Origin of the sequence: Bacillus changyiensis (assembly GCF_027706145.1) — a bacterium.
GTDB lineage: Bacteria > Bacillota > Bacilli > Bacillales > Bacillaceae > Bacillus > Bacillus changyiensis.
On sequence record NZ_JAQFWW010000003.1, the window covers coordinates 110,875 to 128,141 of the forward strand.

Consider the following 17,267-nt stretch of genomic DNA (forward strand, 5'->3'; position numbering starts at 1 on the left):
GTGCATAGCACTTTCACCATCAATTGTCCATAAGAAAATGAGAAATCTTCTCTATTAGTCCATGCATATTCTTTTGTTTTTCTAAGTTTGTCAGCATTCCTTTTATGACAGGCTTTCTGACCACATCTTTTTTCAATTCTTCTTCAATGACATCAAGTGTGATAATAATGTCTTCTGGAAGTTCACCCTCTTTTTTTAGTTTGTCAATTTCCTGCAAAATTTTCATTTGATCTGTGTGATCGTGGCCGTTTCGGTAAGAATAAAAAATATCTAAATTAAGCATTGGTTTCTCGCCACTTGAGAGGAGTCCATCGATCATCTCATCGACTCTTCTGACGATGAAACTGGCCAGTTCATCAATATCAATATCAAGTTCGTGAAAGATAAATAAATTTTGATAGGACTGAACAATTCCTTGAACCATAATGGATAGATCGGCAAGATACGGTTGGCAAGTGTCTCCATATGCTGAGAAAAGAACTTCATAATAAGTTTCATGGAACTTATCACCGATCTTTTTGAAATATTCTTTGATTTTGCTGTTCTCTGGGATGCTATGTTCACTAATCATCACTAGAATAAAGTCACGCTGCTCTTTGCTTTCTTTAAATTGATAAGCAATCTGTTCTTTAAAAATTTCTTTCGGGATTGCATGTTTTTCTTGAATCCTCTTCATATTGTCCATCGTTCGATCGATATAATATTTAATGATAGCTAATAAAAGTGCGTCTTTAGATTTGAAATGTAGATAAAAAGATCCTTTCGAGATCTCACATTCATTAACGATGTCTTGAATGGTTGTTGAAGCAAACCCCTTTTTGGCGAACAGGCGGAGACCTGCTTTAATAATTTTTTCCTCTTTTTCTGTCATAAAAGTACCCCTTTTAACTTTAAAATTAGTTAAATTTTAATGGATATCAGTTGACCCTGTTTATCCGTACAGTTTATTATTATCTAGAATGACCAGTCAGTCAATCTGTATTATTGATTATTTCCGAGAAAAAATGGAGGTCGTAATGAATTATATCATTAATTTTGTGCTGAAGAACAAGTTTGCTGTATGGCTTTTGACAATCATTGTGACGTTGGCTGGCTTATATGCTGGCTTGAACATGAAACAGGAAACCATTCCAGACATTACTACACCAATCATCACAGTCACGACAACTTACCCTGGGGCAACACCTGACGAAGTAACTGAGAAGGTGACAAAGCCGATTGAACAGGCTGTCCAAAATATGAACGGTGTCGATGTTTATACATCAACTTCATTTGAAAATGCATCATCAGTTCAAATTCAATATAAGTTTGAAAAAGATATGGATGAGGCAAAAGATGAAGTAACAGATGCCCTTTCTGATTTAAAACTGCCAGATGGTGCAGAGAAACCAAAAATTTCTCGAATGAGTTTTAATGCTTTTCCAATTATGTCACTAAGTGTTTCAAGTGAAAAAGATTCGCTTGAAGATTTAACTACGACCATTGAAAATGATATCGTTCCATCTTTAAAAGGACTTGATGGAGTCGGTTCTGTTCAAATCGCTGGTCAGCAAGTAAAAGAAGTTCGTTTATCTTTTAAAGAAGATCAATTGAAAAAATACGGTCTTGATAAAGAAACGGTTAAAAACATGATCAAAGCTTCTGACATCAAAATGCCTTTAGGTTTGCAAACCTTTGGAAATAAAGAAAAATCGGTAGTCGTTGATGGAAACATTATCGGTTTGAAAGATTTAAAAAACATGCGGATTCCGGTCACTGGGCAACCTTCTGGTGCAGCTCAAGCAGGCCAGGGTGCACAAGCTGGACAAGCAGCACAGACACCAACACGCGTACCACAAAGTAGTGGAGTGCCAACAGTTAAACTTTCAGAAATTGCTCATGTGAAGCTTGTCGGTGAAGCAAAATCGATTTCTCGAACAAATGGTAAGGAAAGTATCGGGATTCAAATTGTGAAAGCGGCAGATGCCAATACTGTTGTTGTTGCAAACCATGTAAAAGAAGAACTGAAAAAGTTTGAAAAAGATCATAAAGGCTTAAAGTTCAATACAACTTATGATCAGGCTAAACCGATTGAAGAGTCTGTGAGCACGATGTTAAACAAAGCGATTTTTGGTGCATTGTTTGCGATTGCGATCATTCTCTTGTTTTTAAGAAACATTAAATCAACGATTATCTCAGTCGTGTCGATTCCATTATCACTGTTGATTGCGATCTTTATTCTTAATCAGATGGATATTACGCTCAACATTATGACTCTTGGAGCGATGACAGTTGCCATAGGCCGGGTCATTGATGATTCGATTGTCGTTATTGAAAATATTTATAGGCGGATGGCTTTAAAAGAAGAAAAACTGAGAGGTAAACAATTAGTCCGTGAAGCAACAAAAGAAATGTTTATGCCTATCATGTCTTCAACGATTGTGACAATTGCGGTCTTTTTACCGCTTGGTTTGGTAGGTGGAATGGTCGGCGAATTATTTATGCCGTTTGCTCTGACAATTGTCTTTGCGTTGCTTGCTTCTCTGTTAATCTCAATTACGCTTGTGCCAGCAATGGCGCACAGCCTCTTTAAAAAAGGACTGACAGGCCAAACGAAACTAAAAGAACATAAGCCAAGCAAATTGGCTGATGTTTATAAAAACATTCTCAACTGGACATTGAATCATAAATGGATCACTTCAGGAATCGCAACCTTAATGCTTGTCGGTAGTTTGCTTTTGACACCATTTATCGGTGTTAGCTTCTTGCCAAGTGAAAAAGAAAAAACTGCGATGATCACGTATAGCCCTGAACCAGGACAAACGCGAAGCCAAGCAGAAAAAGAAGTCAAAAAAGCGGAAGAGATCCTTTTGAAGCGAGATCATGTCAAAAGTGTTCAGCTCTCACTCGGATCTGAAAATCCAATGAACCCAGGCAATACTAATGATGCACTCTTCTTTGTCTCTTATGATGAAGACACACCTAACTTTGATAAAGAAAAAGAGCGAGCTGTTAAAGCGATCCAGAAAAAGGCGAATAAAGGTGAATGGGAATCGCAAAACATGTCATCGTCCGGTGCAAATAATAAAATCAGTTACTTTATTTATGGCGACAAGATTTCAAACCTTGAAGGCACTGTGAAAGATGTCGAAAAGATTATGAAAAAAGAGTCAGGATTAAAAAATGTTGATTCTAGCTTAGCAGAGTCTTATGAAGAATTTACATTCAAAGCTGATCAAGAAAAACTCAGCAAACTAGGGCTTACTGCCTCACAAATTGCTGCTGAACTTATGCCTGAACGGAACCAACCTGCACTGACTCAAATTGAAAAAGATGGAAAAGAGTTTGATGTCTATGTTCAGACAGACAAAAAAGATCACAAAAAAATTAGTGATTTAGAGAACAAAATGATTCAAACACCACTTGGGAAAAAAGTAAAAATTGGTGATGTTGTTGATCTGAAGAAAGGTAAAACGTCTGACACAGTGACAAGACGAGACGGCAAAATTTTCGTTGAAGTCAGCGCTGATTTAACAACAGATGATGTGTCAAAAGTATCGCAAGACATCCAGAAAAAAGTTGATAAACTTGACTTGCCGTCTAATGTTGACATCGATACTGGCGGAGTTACAAAAGATATTGCCGAATCATTTTCACAACTAGGGCTCGCCATGCTTGCTGCAATCGCGATCGTCTATTTAATTCTTGTGATCACATTCGGTGAAGCATTGGCACCATTCGCCATCCTGTTCTCACTGCCGTTTGCAGTAATCGGAGCGCTTGTTGGCCTCTTTATTGCAAAAGAGACGATCAGTTTAAACGCGTTAATTGGAGTATTGATGCTAATCGGAATTGTTGTAACAAACGCGATTGTCTTAATTGACCGAGTCATTCACAAAGAACGCGAAGGACTTTCAACGAGAGAATCCCTACTTGAAGCAGGAGCAACAAGGCTTCGCCCGATCTTAATGACCGCTTTTGCAACAATAGGCGCACTTTTGCCACTTGCATTAGGATTTGAAGGCGGAAGTCAAATCGTCTCTAAGGGACTTGGTGTGACCGTCATTGGTGGTCTAACAAGCTCAACACTTCTAACACTTGTGATCGTTCCGATTGTTTATGAAGTATTAAGCAAATTCAGACGCAAGAGCCGGAAAACTGAAGAAGAATAAACAAAAAAGCCTTAGTTCCACGAATCGGTGGTACCAAGGCTTTTTTTGAATTGTTCGGCTAATACATGTATTGCAGATACACATGTCTTCCAATCTACCTCTTTCCAACGTAAAAAAAGATTTATGGAATATTACAGAAGTGTATGGATAAAATAAGCAAATCAAAATGATAAGTAAGGAGCAAAACATACCATGAAAAAAACAACAATCATTGCATGTCTTACAGCGCTAATGCTTACACTTCCGAACCTTGCAAACGCCCAATACTATGTAAAAAAGGGTGATACGCTCACAGGCATCGCCAAAAAACATCGTATGCGGTATGCCGATTTAAAAAGCTTGAATCCCCAATTTACAAATCCCAATTTAATTCATGTTGGAGATTTTGTCGTTGTCCGCTCTAAGAATAAAGCGAAAGACCTTGTGGAATACGCACGCAGTTTACAGGATGTAACTACATATGTTTATGGAGGAAAGAAACCCCCAACAAAAACAGATTGCAGTGGCTGGGTACAACACGTTTACAAAAAATTTGGAGTGAATTTGCCAAGGACAAGCAGAGACCAAGCCAAAGTGGGTCAGCCAATCTCTTTTAGACAATTGAAAATCGGTGACTTAATGTTTTTCAGCACAAGAGCTGACAAAGTCATTACACACGTTGGCATTCATATGGGTAAAGAATATTGGATCTCTAATTTAAGCGCTAAGCAAGACGTTGAAATTTTAAGCACTTGGGGCAGTTGGACACAAAAATACTTTCTTTGGGGACAGAGGGTTTTATAAACGTCAGAGTTAGGCCTAATCATGAGGATTAATCAGTGCTAACACTTGATGGTCCTCCCATTTTTCTTCAATCTTAACGTTTTTCCGAGCAATCCCTTCTTTATGAAATCCGGCTTTTTCTAACACTCGAATCGATGCCAAGTTGTGAGGCATGACTTCAGCTTCAATGCGATGCAGTTTTAAATCAGAAAATGCAAATGCAGTCATCAATTTGACAGCTTCTGTCGTATAGCCTTTGCCATGATATTTTTGATCTAAAAAATATCCGATAAAAGCACTTTGTAAAGAGCCGCAACAGACTTGAAAAAGATTGATCGTTCCTATCAGCACATCATTTGCCAACTGGAAAATGCCAAATTCATATTGTTCATCATCTTGCCTCATGGTTGAGAATTCTTGGAGCCATTTTTTTGTCCTTCGATTGTATAGAAATCAGAAGAGCGTTCCATGGAAAACTGTTCAAAAAAATCACGGTTATCCATCTGCAATTTTAGGGATGCTTCAGCATCATTTACAGTTAATGGTCTAATATAGATGGATTTACCCATTTTCATCATTCATCTCCCTATTAGCTTTTTTCATTAATTCTTCCAAGTACGCAAAAAACCTCTGTCGATCAACTTGATCGACGACATTTATGACTCTACCATCTGGATGTTCTTCTATCGTTCCTTGCCGCGGGCTTTCTGTGTGAACAATGGCATTGACACTTTTAAAACGGACCAGATCTGTTGCTCCGAGTGACAATGTTGTCAGGACATCCCAAAGATAGTAAGTCGAGTTTGTCTCGTTATGTACAAGTGGTGGGCATATTGCATAACATTGACCGACAAAGTCGATGCCGATATACTTCCGCATGCTCGCCCAATGCATGCGGATCTCATTTGTTAGGGGTACTTGTCTTGTACTTTCAAGCGTCATCATATTGATTGGAATATTGTGATCAAACACCGTTTTCACGCTAGCTGGATCCCAGAAAGCGTTCCATTCTGCTGTCCCGTCGTGTTCAGGTTCTTCCACATTCCCTTTTTTAAGAAAAGTACCACCCATCCAGACCAGCTTTTCAATCTGAGTGACAATCGTCGCATCTTTTCTCAGAGCACGGGCCAAGTCTGTCAATGGACCAGTAAACAGTAATGTGACTGGTTTAGGACTCATTTTTAACAGGTTGATTAGATGAAGGTGGGCGGGAAGATCAGAAATTGGAGTTCTGGCTACACCTTTTTCGTTTAAAATCGGTAGAGCATTAACATAATAGGAGTGCATCCGCCATTCCCTTGGGAAAGAGTGAACCCCTCGTGAATTAGAAGCTGAAATTTCTAGTGGATAAGAACCGAAGCGGTCAATGATCTTTCTACTGGCGCTTAAAGCTGGTTCCAAGTAACAATCAGCGGGAATCACGGATGTTCCAATTAATTTAATTTCTTTCATTTGCAAGATGAGAAATAAGGAGACGAGGTCATCCACCCCTCCGTCATGGTTAAAATAAACAAGTTTTTTCATAACTTCATCCTCCCTTATTTATATTTTACATTTTTTACACTTGAAGGTGTTGGCTTTTTGTTCTAGGGAAGAAGGGAGAAATATTTTAACCATTTGTTGCGATTTTTTAAACAACTAGTATAATTAAAGGTTGTTAGTGTGAAAAGATATGGATACTTTAATAGGATGATGAAATGATGAAAAGAGCAAGAATTATTTATAACCCGACCTCTGGTCGTGAGTTATTTAAAAAAAACCTTCCCAAAGTTCTGCAAAAATTTGAACAAGCTGGCTATGAGACATCATGCCATGCAACAACAAGTGAGGGCGATGCTGTGAAGGCAGCAAAAAGCGCTGCCGAGAGACAGTTTGATTTAATTATTGCAGCTGGTGGTGATGGCACTTTAAATGAAGTTGTCAATGGTTTGGCTCCTTTAGAAAAACGCCCGAGGCTTGGAGTGATTCCGGTTGGGACGACAAATGATTTTGCCAGAGCAGTCGGCATCCCAAGGGAGGATATTTTAAAGGCTGTTGACACAATACTAGAGGGAGAAACTCGTTCAATTGATATCGGTCGCGTTAATGGACAATATTTCATTAATATTGCTGGCGGTGGTCGTTTAACTGAACTAACATATGATGTCCCAAGTAAATTAAAAACGATGCTCGGTCAACTTGCCTATTATTTAAAAGGGATGGAAATGCTTCCATCACTTCGACCAACTGAGGTTGAAATCGAATATGATGGAAAATTGTTTAGTGGAGAAGTCATGCTGTTTTTAGTCATGCTAACTAATTCAGTTGGCGGCTTTGAAAAACTTGCTCCAGATTCAAGCCTAAATGATGGCATGTTTGATCTCATTATTTTAAAACGGAGTAACCTCGCTGAATTTATCAAAGTTGCCGGGCTCGCACTTCGCGGTGAACATATTCATCATGAGCATGTCATTTATACAAAAGCAAACCGTGTCAAAGTGACAGTCAAAGATAAAATGCTGTTGAACCTTGATGGTGAATACGGTGGGCAATTACCGGGAGAATTTGAAAACCTTTATCATCATCTCGATGTCATTATGTCTAAAGAAAAAGCAGAAAAACTGAACTGACGAACTTGGTCCAACATTGACCAAGTTTTTCTTCTCGTAGGTGAAAAACATGAAACAAAAAATCCCCGTTGAAAAAAATCAATATTATGATGTTGTCTTTGAAGATTTAACACATGAAGGTGCAGGAGTTGCTAAAGTCGACGGTTTTCCGATTTTTGTCCCCAATGCTCTCCCTGACGAGTCAGGGAAAATTAAGGTAACTCGGGTGAAAAAAGCTTTTGCTTTTGGTCGACTAGTTGACTTAAAAGAAAAAAGTGGATACCGCACAAATGCCCCATGCCCAATCTACAAACAATGCGGCGGCTGTCAGCTACAGCATATCGATTATGAAGGTCAACTCCGCTATAAACAAAAACAGGTCAAAGATGTGCTTGAGAGAATTGGAAAGCTTGATCTGAATCAGATGACCGTCCACCCGACACTTGGCATGAAAGACCCGTGGCATTATCGGAACAAAGCTCAAGTACCAGTTGCTGAAAGAGAAGGCGGACTTATCGCAGGCTTTTACCAGCAGAGGAGCCATGAGATTATTGACATGAACAAATGCTTCATTCAGCAGACGGAAAATGACCGCGCTGTTCAAGTCATCAAGCAAATATGCAATCGCTATCGAATCAAAGCCTATAACGAAGAACGTCACAAAGGCTGGCTCAGGCATATTATGGTCAGGTATGGCGCTGTGAGCGGAGAAATGATGGTCGTCTTTATCACGAAAACAAACGAATTTCCACACAAAGCAAACATCGTCGAAGAGGTGACCACAGCCTTTCCAAACGTCAAATCGATCGTCCAAAACATCAATCCCCAAAAAACAAACGTCATCTTTGGAGATCAAACAACCGTTATATGGGGCGAAGAATACATCTACGATTTCATTGGCGATGTTAGATTTGCGATTTCCGCTAGATCGTTTTACCAAGTCAATCCAGAACAAACAAAAGTCCTTTACGAGAAAGCGCTTGAATACGCCGAATTAACTGGTGAAGAAACGGTGATTGACGCCTACTGTGGCATCGGTACGATTTCTTTATTTTTGGCAAAACAGGCGAAAAAAGTGTACGGTGTTGAGATCGTACCGGAAGCAATAGAGGATGCAAAACGGAATGCTGAGCTAAATGGGATTGCAAACGTTGAATTTGCAGTGGGGGAAGCGGAAACGGTGATTCCAAAGTGGTATGAGGAAGGTGTTAAAGCCGATACACTAGTCGTTGACCCACCTCGCAAAGGCTGTGATGAAGCTTTGTTGCGGACGATTATCGACATGAAACCAAAGCGGGTTGTCTATGTGTCATGTAACCCTGGAACCCTAGCGCGCGATTTGCGGGTGCTTGAGGATGGCGGATATGTAACGCGTGAGGTACAGCCTGTTGACATGTTTCCGCATACGGCGCATGTGGAGTGTGTGGTATTGATGACCTTAAAAGTTGGGGGCAATTAAGCCCCCACACATAATGTTTTGTGTTGTTAACCGTCTTCATTAACTTCAATTTTACCCCTTCAAAGTTGCATTTTTCTCAAATTTACTATGATGAGACATGCTGAGGATTTAGTGATGAAAAAACTATAATTAGATCATACGAATAACGGGTGGAGTATGTTGTGAAGGCACATTAAAGAATAAATATAAGCTTGGTAGTAAAAAATGAATATATGGAAATTCAAATGACGATTTCGATTTGCTAATGGTTTCGTACTCGAGTGAAATGAGTGATGCATGGTATGTTAGTTGGGAACCACAAGACTAGTTGCTTGTTATTTAATAAACTTGTGGTATGCATATGGTTAAATGTTAAGTAGGACTTAGAAATACTTTTCATATTCCATGTCCAGTTCAGTATGATAGAGTCTCAAGACATCTGATTTTAGTCTTGAAGATACTAAAGACAATGTTTGAATCAAGCTAAAAGTAAAAATAAAAGTTTTGTATTTCCGAACTAGAGAATTTGAAAACAAAGGCGGATATTTCAGAACAGCTTGTTTCTAAAAGTGAAGTCAAAGGACATTTATTCCGAAGAAATTACAAATTGATTCTTTTAAATGTCATTTTGGAGAGATTTATAGAAAGGCTGAAAAGTAAGGAGATAATCTTTATGAAAATTGTAATAAAAGTAGGACTAATCATAGCATTATGCTTTTATTTGTTAGTTCTTTCAAAATTCATTCTGTTCAAACACATGACGATTCCAGACATCATTGCTCACTTTACATTTAGTAGTGACGACAGCCAGTTATGGAATAGTCATAACTTTATTCCGTTTCAGACGATTACATACTATGTGTTTTTGGCAAATGATATAAATTTAAATATACGGGTTGAAAATTTAACTGGAAATATTATTGGATTTGTCCCCTTTGGATTTATTATTCCGTTATTGTCAAGTCAGTTTCTTAGTTTTAAAAAGGTTACGTTAGCAACATGTTGTTTAAGTTTAACTTTCGAATTGCTCCAACTTATTTTTGGATTTGGAAGTTTTGATGTTGATGATTTGATTTTAAATACACTTGGCGGAATGATAGGGTATATCCCCGTTAAACTGATTGGTATGTACATAAATCATAGACAGGGACAACAAATGAGTAATGGATTTAATAGATAGCAATATATGCATGTGGATTGCTGTCTATTGCTAAAAAATGATCTAGAAAATGAGAGGGATACTGTGACAACGGTATCCCATTTTTGTGTTTAGATGTTCAGAAATGCCGTCTATTTTTTAGGGAGAAAATATAAATCCTTTTAATATCTACTATGGTGAACCTTTTCATAACAATTTTGGATAGATGTATATTGTAATAGACGATACCTACAGTGCTTAGGAAACAATTATTCACAGTTAACACAAACGAACATAAATAAACATTCATTATTTTCGGCTATTTTAAACGTTTTTATTTAAATTATGGTCATTTTTTTAAAATAAATAATGATTATAATTGTTCGATTGTGTTGACAATTGTTTTGAATGCGTTTACAATCTAATTGATATAAACAAAAAAGTCTTAGATAGTGAGGGAATATCATGCTGAAATTACCGGATGACTTTATTTTTGGTGGGGCTACAGCTGCATATCAAGTAGAAGGAGCTACAAAGGAAGGTGGAAAGGGCGCAGTCGCATGGGATGAATTTTTAGAAAAACAAGGGCGATTTAGCCCAGATCCTGCGAGTGATTTTTACCATCAATATGCAAAAGATATTGAGTTGTGTGAGAAGTTTGGTGTGAATGGATTACGCTTATCGATAGCATGGAGCCGGATATTCCCAAATGGAGTTGGAGAAATCAATCCAGAGGGAGTCGCGTTTTATCACAACGTTTTTGCCGAGTGTAAAAAACGAAATGTCACTCCATTCGTTACTTTACATCATTTTGATACGCCTAAAGTTCTGTTTGATCAAGGAGATTTTTTAAATCGAGAGAATGTCGAGGCTTTTGTTCAATTTGCTGAATTTTGTTTTAACGAATTTAAAGAAGTGCATTATTGGAGTACTTTTAACGAAATTTATCCGGTTGCCACGAATCAGTATTTGTTAGGGATTTTCCCTCCAGGAATCAAGTACGATTTTACAAAGATTATTCAATGTTTACACAATATGATGTATGCGCATGCAAGAGTGGTCAATCTCTTTAAAGACAATGGGTATAAAGGCGAAATCGGAGTTGTTCATTCATTAGAAACGAAGTATCCAGCTTCAGAATCTGCTGAAGACAAACATGCAGCTTTTTTGGATGACGCATTATCGATTCGCTTTTTACTTGATGCTACATATCTTGGCCATTACTCAGAAGAAACCATAGGTGCATTAGATGAAATATGTGCAGCAAATGATGCTACATATTCGTTTTCTGAAGATGATTTTCAAGAGATGAAAAAAGCATCCAAGCGGAACGATTATTTAGGAATTAATCATTACCAATGTCATTTTGTTAAAGCTTATGATGGTGAAAATCTGATTCATCATAATGGTACAGGAGAAAAAGGCACGTCTGTTTACAAAGTCAAAGGGATTGGAGAAAGAATTGATAAAGAAGGAATTCCTCGTACGGATTGGGATTGGTTGATTTATCCAGAAGGGCTGTATGATTTACTTTTAAGAATTAAAGAAGATTATCCACACTACAATAAGATTTATATTACTGAGAATGGTATGGGATATAAAGATGAATTTGAAGATGGGATCATTATTGATACACCGAGAATTCAGTATTTACGAGTTTACTTACAATCTTTAAGTCAAGCAATCTCTAATGGAGTAAATGTAAAAGGATATTTTCTCTGGTCATTAATGGATCTATTTTCATGGTCTAATGGCTATAACAAGAGATATGGTTTATTCTATGTTGATTTTGAAACGCAAAAAAGATATCCGAAAGAATCCGCTTATTGGTATAAATTTGTAAGTGATACAAAAACAATCATTTAACGGGGGAATGAGCAATGGGTAAAGAAGAATTGCAGATGTTAGGGTTTGAAATTGTTGCATATTCTGGTGATGCAAGAAGCACTTTGTTAAAACTTTTGCGAGAAGTTAGACAAGGACATTTTGAACATGTAGAACAGGGGTTAAAAGAAGCTGATGAAAATTTAACATTAGCACACAATGCTCAAACAAAGGTTCTAACAGAAGAAGCTGGAGGAAAAGACATGGAGCTAGGCTTCATTTTTATCCATGGACAAGATCATTTAATGACAACATTGCTTTTAAGAGATCTCATTCAAGATTTTATTGAATTATATAAAAAAAATAATGACTAGGGGCGTAAAGCGATGGATGCAATCATTAAACAAATCGAAAAAGGGAAACCGCTCTTCGAAAAGATTTCTCGAAATATTTATTTAGGTGCTGTTCGCGATGGTTTTTTATCGGCTATGCCTGCTATTTTATTTTCCAGTATCTTTATTTTGATTGCTAGCATTCCTGAAATATTTGGTATGAAATTACCTGAAGCAGTATCCATGTGGTTATGGAAAGTTTACGGTTATTCAATGGGGGTTGTAGGGCTGCTTGTTGCAGCTACAACTGCTCGTTGTTTGACAGATTCTATGAATCGTAGAATGCCAAAAAACAAATCGATCAATTCTACTTCAGTGATGCTGGCTTCGATCGTCAGTTTCCTACTATTAAGTGTATCGCAAATTGATGGTGGCTTCTCAACAGATTTTATGGGAACAAAAGGGTTATTAGCTTCTTTCATTGCGGCATTTCTTACCGTTAATGTTTATAAATTTTGTGTGATAAAAGATATTACCATCAAAATGCCTAAAGAGGTACCTGGGACAATTTCGCAAACATTTAGGGATATTTTTCCGTTTTCGTTCTCTGTTTTTGCAGCCGTATTGATTGATTTAGTGATTCGCCACTTTGGCGGAATTTCGTTTGCTGAAGCTGTCATTACGGTGCTCCAACCTTTATTTACTGCAGCTGATGGCTATTTAGGAATTGCAATTATATGGGGAGCGATGGCTTTATTTTGGTTTGTTGGTGTACATGGGCCATCTATTGTAGAACCAGCCATTGCTGCGATCATCTATGCAAATGTTGAGGCAAATTTACAGTTGTATCATGCAGGTGAACAAGCATCTAAAGTGTTAACTGTTGGATTAGGTAACTTTGTAGGTACGATGGGTGGAACTGGTGCAACCTTAATTGTTCCGTTTATTTTTCTATTATTCGCCAAATCGAAACAATTAAAAGCAGTAGGGAAAGCTTCGGTTGTCCCAGTGTGTTTTGCGGTTAATGAACCATTGCTATTTGCTGCTCCAATTATTTTGAATCCGTATTTCTTTATTCCGTTTCTGATTACACCGATGATCAATGTTTGCGCTTTTAAATTCTTTGTTGATGTTTTAGGGATGAATAGCTTTATGTATGTATTACCATGGGCTACTCCAGGTCCAGTTGGACTTGTCCTTGGAACCGGCATGGGCTTATTAGCTTTTATTTTAGCGGCCGTTTTAATTGTGATAGATTTTGCAATTTATTTACCATTCTGTAAAGCATATGATAAAGTGTTGCTCGAAAAAGAAGCTGAAAATACTGAGATGGTGAAAGTAGAAACGACTGAATCGACAGTTTCAGTAGCAAGTGATCATTCAGCAAAACCTGTAGAAAATGTTACCCGTAAACTTGATAAAGATATTCATGTACTTGTATTGTGTGCCGGAGCTGGTACTAGTGCGATGTTAGCGAATGCGCTTAAAGATGGTGCTTCACAATATAGTGTTGCAATAAGTGCTTCAGCAGGTGCCTATGGATCACATTACGACATCATGAAAGATTTTGATATGATCATTCTTGCGCCACAAGTCAACTCCTATTATAAAGACATTAAAGAAGATACTGATCGGTTAGGAATTAAACTCATTGCGACAAAAGGTGTTGAATATATCAATTTGACACGAAATGCTAAAGAAGCCGTTGATTTTGTATTAGGCCAATTTTAATAAAAGAATATGGAGGGAAGAACTTGGCGAAAAAAAGAATGTTGAGTGTATTTCTAGGTGCTTTCTTAAGTCTTAGTGTCATTTTTACTGGTGATATCCATGTTTATGCAAGTGATCATTTTATTAGTGGTGCTGATATATCAACTCTGGCGGATATGGAGAAATCAGGTGCGAATTATGATGTTAATGGTAAAAGGAAAGATGCTCTACAAATTTTAAAAGATAGTGGGGTTAATTACATTCGTCTTCGGATATGGAATGATCCTCGCGATAGCTATGGAAATAGTTATGGAGCTGGTACAAACGATTTATCGACAACGATCAACTTAGCTAAACGAGCTAAAAAATTAGGAATGAAAGTTTTACTGGATTTTCATTATAGTGACTTTTGGGTCGATCCTGGAAAGCAGAACCTGCCTAAAGCGTGGAAAAATAAGAGTTTTCCAGAATTGACAGATGCCCTTTATGATTATACTAAAGATGTTTTAAATCATCTGAAGCAGCAAAACGCCTATCCTGATATGGTTCAAATTGGGAACGAATTAAATAGTGGAATGTTGTGGCCATATGGGAAAAATTGGGGAGAAGGTGGTGGAGAATTTAATCGATTATCAACTTTTCTGAAATCTGGAATTAAAGCAGTAAAAGATACACAGATGTCTCATACTCCTATCATGTTGCATCTGGCAGATGGAGGAAATCATGACGTTTTTAAATGGTGGTTTGACGAAATCACGAAAAGAAATGTTGATTTTGATGTGATTGGTATTTCTTATTATCCATACTGGCATGGCTCATTGCGAAACCTACAACATAATATGAATACGATCAGCTCCCGTTATAATAAAGATGTGATTGTTGTTGAAACTGCCTATGGTCATACGACAGGAAATGCAGATCATAAGAAGAATGCATTTGGAGAGAAAGAAGCTCAAATTGGCGGATATTCAGCAACTCCTGAAGGACAAAAGAAATATTTACTTGATTTAATAGCATCAATAAAACAAGTCCCAAACAATAAAGGAAAAGGTTTTTTCTATTGGGAACCGCTTTGGTATAATGGAAATGTTTCATGGGCTACACAAGCTGGCATGGGTTATTTAAATGTCAAGGACGAGACTGGAAACGAATGGGACAATCAAGCTTTATTTGATTTTAATGGTCATGCCTTGCCTGGTTTGCAGGCCTTTAAAACAGGAAAAAAATGAAGATTTCTTCTTTGTCAGCAACATGAAGATGGATGATGACAAAGAGATACCAATCAGGAGGTTTCATTTGCGATCAGCTATAACATTTGACAAAGAAGCAGAGTTAGGTTATCTATATGTCTTGCCGCCATCTAGGAAATACAAGATAAAATCTACTGATGAATTAGAAATGAATGAAGATATTGTGCTTGATATTGACATCGAAGATAGAGTTGTGGGAATAGAATGATTCGGTTCTTCTGCAATTTCTGCTTCAAGCCTTGCAGGAGTTAAAAGAATTTACTCAAAATCTATAAATAACGGAAGTCTCATGTATAGCTTTAGGCTATCTGATCAAAAAATAATGAAAACGTTTAGCGTTTACGGTATATCCTTTTGTTTCAGTGATGATGATTTTGAAGAATTTGTTGGATTTGATATTGTTGACACTTTAAGATATGATGAAAAATTATTAGACAAAATGACAAACAAATAAAATAATGTAAGGGACTAACAGAAGTAATATCATATGTTAGTCTCTTTTGTTTTTTTAAGGGTTTTTTGAAATGGATTAATCACTTGATGACCTTCCTACCTCATCTTATCCATATTGACACCATACCCCCTTCACTATATAATGAGTTTAAACTCAATGAGTGGAGAGTCAATGAAATGACACGTTCAAAAAGACAAATACAAAAGAATCAAACAAGACAGCAAATTATAGAAGCTGCCATCCATCAATTTGCGAAAGACGGTTTAACTGTTGCGCGAACTTCGGATATTGCTACAAGTGCAAACGTATCACATGGCACGGTGTTTGTGCATTTTCCGACAAGGGAGTTGCTTTTAGACACTGTTATAGAAGAGTTCGGGATGCGCTTGGCCAAGCGTTTGCATGAACTGGTTGGCGATCATTGCGGTATGAAGGATGTTCTTTTTGCCCATATCAGAGGAATTCGTGAGTATGAAGCGTTTTACACCAGGTTGATCTTAGAAGGCCGTTTTTTAAGTGAAAGCTCTCGTCATTCCTTCATCATGATTCAGTCCACGATTTCCTTTCATATGATCCAAATCGCTGAAAAAGAGATGAAGAATAACAAAATATGTTCTCAGCCTGTTGATTTATTATTTAACACATGGATTGGTCTCATTCATCATTATTTAATCAATGGTGATTTGTTTGCCCCCAATGGTTCAGTATTAGAAAGATATGGTGAGCAATTGATAGACCACTATTTAAACTTAATCAAAGGAGAATACTGATATGAAAATCTGTATTGCTTGTGGGATGCCTATGAAGAATCGAGAGGATTTTGCAATGAGAGATGAGGAAAAAGATTATTGTGCATTCTGTGCCAGGCCTGATGGCACGATGCAGTCTTACGAAGAAAAACTTGAATCTATGACAGAGTTCATTGTTAAAACGCAAGGTTTTGATAACCATGCAGCCAGCCATCTAGCAAAAGGAATGTTAGCAAAACTTCCAGCTTGGAAAAAAGAATAGAATGGAGGTACAATAGATGGAATTTGTAAGCCATTCGTTTCAAACTTTTTTGAATGAAGCCCCAGAGCATGCGAAAGTTTGGGGGGATGCCGTTGGTAAGCTTGATCAAGTGTGCAATCTGGATCAAAAAACTGAAAAAATTGCTTATCTTGCTGTAATGGCTGCAGTTGGTCTTGAAAGCGGAATCCCATTCCATGTGAAAAATGCAAAAGCATCTGGTGTATCAAGGAAAGAAGTGATCAGTGCGATATTACTCGGATTACCGGCTGTTGGAAACCAAGTTGTGAAAGCTCTGCCCATTGCACTAGCAGCTTTTGATGAGGAACCATCATGAAAAGAATTAGTGGACTTCCTAATATTGGCGATAAACTTATGGAACGTCTTGCTATAGTTGGAATTGAAGATGCCGAAACTCTCATAAAAATGGGTAGCAAAGCAGCTTTTTCTAAACTCTATTTCTATGAAGGAGATACTTGCTTCAACTGTCTTTGCAGTTTAGAAGGTGCCATTGAGGGTGTTAGATGGCATTGTCTCAAAAGCGATGTGAAATTGGATTTAAAACAGTATTATGACTCCATCATTTAAAGCTGAAGGGATTGCTTCAGCTTT

16 protein-coding genes and 1 pseudogene are annotated in these 17,267 nt (G+C 37.5%); 14 read left to right on the top strand and 3 right to left on the bottom strand.

Annotated elements, in window-relative coordinates:
• Positions 1-19: 19 nt before the first annotated feature.
• Positions 20-871, bottom strand: coding sequence for a TetR/AcrR family transcriptional regulator (locus tag PDT38_RS12310; protein WP_270801935.1), 852 nt, complete (start codon positions 869-871; stop codon positions 20-22).
• Positions 872-1,016: 145 nt separating this feature from the next.
• Between PDT38_RS12310 and PDT38_RS12315 the strand changes: the two genes are divergently transcribed.
• Complete coding sequence (locus PDT38_RS12315) at positions 1,017-4,151, top strand: efflux RND transporter permease subunit (RefSeq protein WP_270801936.1); 3,135 nt, start codon at positions 1,017-1,019, stop codon at positions 4,149-4,151.
• Between the two features lie 192 nt (positions 4,152-4,343).
• Positions 4,344-4,934, top strand: coding sequence for a C40 family peptidase (locus PDT38_RS12320; protein ID WP_270801940.1), 591 nt, complete (start codon positions 4,344-4,346; stop codon positions 4,932-4,934).
• A 15-nt stretch (positions 4,935-4,949) separates the two neighbouring features.
• On the opposite strand, the pseudogene PDT38_RS12325 reads toward PDT38_RS12320, so the two are convergent.
• Both PDT38_RS12325 and PDT38_RS12330 read right to left on the bottom strand, forming a co-directional pair.
• Positions 4,950-5,488 (bottom strand): annotated as a pseudogene (locus tag PDT38_RS12325) (GNAT family N-acetyltransferase).
• A complete protein-coding gene (locus PDT38_RS12330) occupies positions 5,475-6,437 on the bottom strand; it encodes a nucleoside hydrolase (protein WP_270801943.1) in 963 nt (320 codons plus the stop codon). Before PDT38_RS12330 ends, PDT38_RS12325 begins: the two are co-directional and overlap by 14 nt.
• Before the next feature lie 176 nt (positions 6,438-6,613).
• Here PDT38_RS12330 and PDT38_RS12335 point away from each other — a divergent pair, with 176 nt between their 5' ends.
• The 12 genes from PDT38_RS12335 to PDT38_RS12390 all read left to right on the top strand — a co-directional run bounded on the left by PDT38_RS12335 (position 6,614) and on the right by PDT38_RS12390 (position 17,243).
• Complete coding sequence (locus PDT38_RS12335) at positions 6,614-7,522, top strand: diacylglycerol kinase (RefSeq protein WP_270801944.1); 909 nt, start codon at positions 6,614-6,616, stop codon at positions 7,520-7,522.
• Positions 7,523-7,571: 49 nt separating this feature from the next.
• Entirely contained in the window at positions 7,572-8,960 is a 1,389-nt protein-coding gene (gene rlmD, locus PDT38_RS12340) for a 23S rRNA (uracil(1939)-C(5))-methyltransferase RlmD (RefSeq protein ID WP_270801946.1), read from the top strand.
• Between the two features lie 652 nt (positions 8,961-9,612).
• A complete protein-coding gene (locus tag PDT38_RS12345) occupies positions 9,613-10,119 on the top strand; it encodes a VanZ family protein (protein ID WP_270801948.1) in 507 nt (168 codons plus the stop codon).
• A 423-nt stretch (positions 10,120-10,542) separates the two neighbouring features.
• Positions 10,543-11,943: a 6-phospho-beta-galactosidase gene (gene lacG, locus PDT38_RS12350; RefSeq protein WP_270801951.1), complete on the top strand. Its 1,401-nt coding sequence runs from the start codon at positions 10,543-10,545 to the stop codon at positions 11,941-11,943.
• A 14-nt stretch (positions 11,944-11,957) separates the two neighbouring features.
• The gene (locus PDT38_RS12355) at positions 11,958-12,275 is read left to right on the top strand and encodes a PTS lactose/cellobiose transporter subunit IIA (RefSeq protein ID WP_270801953.1); all 318 of its coding nucleotides are present in this window, start codon (positions 11,958-11,960) and stop codon (positions 12,273-12,275) included.
• A gap of 12 nt (positions 12,276-12,287) precedes the next feature.
• Positions 12,288-13,964 (top strand): PTS lactose transporter subunit IIBC, encoded by a 1,677-nt coding sequence (locus PDT38_RS12360; RefSeq protein WP_270801954.1) that lies wholly within the window; start codon positions 12,288-12,290, stop codon positions 13,962-13,964.
• Positions 13,965-13,987: 23 nt separating this feature from the next.
• The gene (locus PDT38_RS12365; RefSeq protein WP_270801956.1) at positions 13,988-15,172 is read left to right on the top strand and encodes a glycoside hydrolase family 53 protein; all 1,185 of its coding nucleotides are present in this window, start codon (positions 13,988-13,990) and stop codon (positions 15,170-15,172) included.
• A gap of 67 nt (positions 15,173-15,239) precedes the next feature.
• Positions 15,240-15,401, top strand: coding sequence for a DUF2283 domain-containing protein (locus PDT38_RS12370; RefSeq protein WP_270801959.1), 162 nt, complete (start codon positions 15,240-15,242; stop codon positions 15,399-15,401).
• A gap of 422 nt (positions 15,402-15,823) precedes the next feature.
• On the top strand, positions 15,824-16,417 hold the full coding sequence (locus tag PDT38_RS12375) for a TetR/AcrR family transcriptional regulator (protein WP_270801961.1): 594 nt from the start codon (positions 15,824-15,826) through the stop codon (positions 16,415-16,417).
• 1 nt (position 16,418) lies between these two features.
• Positions 16,419-16,658: a zinc ribbon domain-containing protein gene (locus tag PDT38_RS12380; RefSeq protein ID WP_270801963.1), complete on the top strand. Its 240-nt coding sequence runs from the start codon at positions 16,419-16,421 to the stop codon at positions 16,656-16,658.
• 16 nt (positions 16,659-16,674) lie between these two features.
• Positions 16,675-16,992 carry a carboxymuconolactone decarboxylase family protein gene (locus PDT38_RS12385; protein ID WP_270801966.1) on the top strand — a complete coding sequence of 106 codons (318 nt, stop codon included), beginning with the start codon at positions 16,675-16,677 and terminating at the stop codon, positions 16,990-16,992.
• Positions 16,989-17,243, top strand: coding sequence for a TfoX/Sxy family DNA transformation protein (locus tag PDT38_RS12390; RefSeq protein WP_270801968.1), 255 nt, complete (start codon positions 16,989-16,991; stop codon positions 17,241-17,243). Before PDT38_RS12385 ends, PDT38_RS12390 begins: the two co-directional genes overlap by 4 nt.
• The last annotated feature ends 24 nt before the right edge of the window (positions 17,244-17,267 follow it).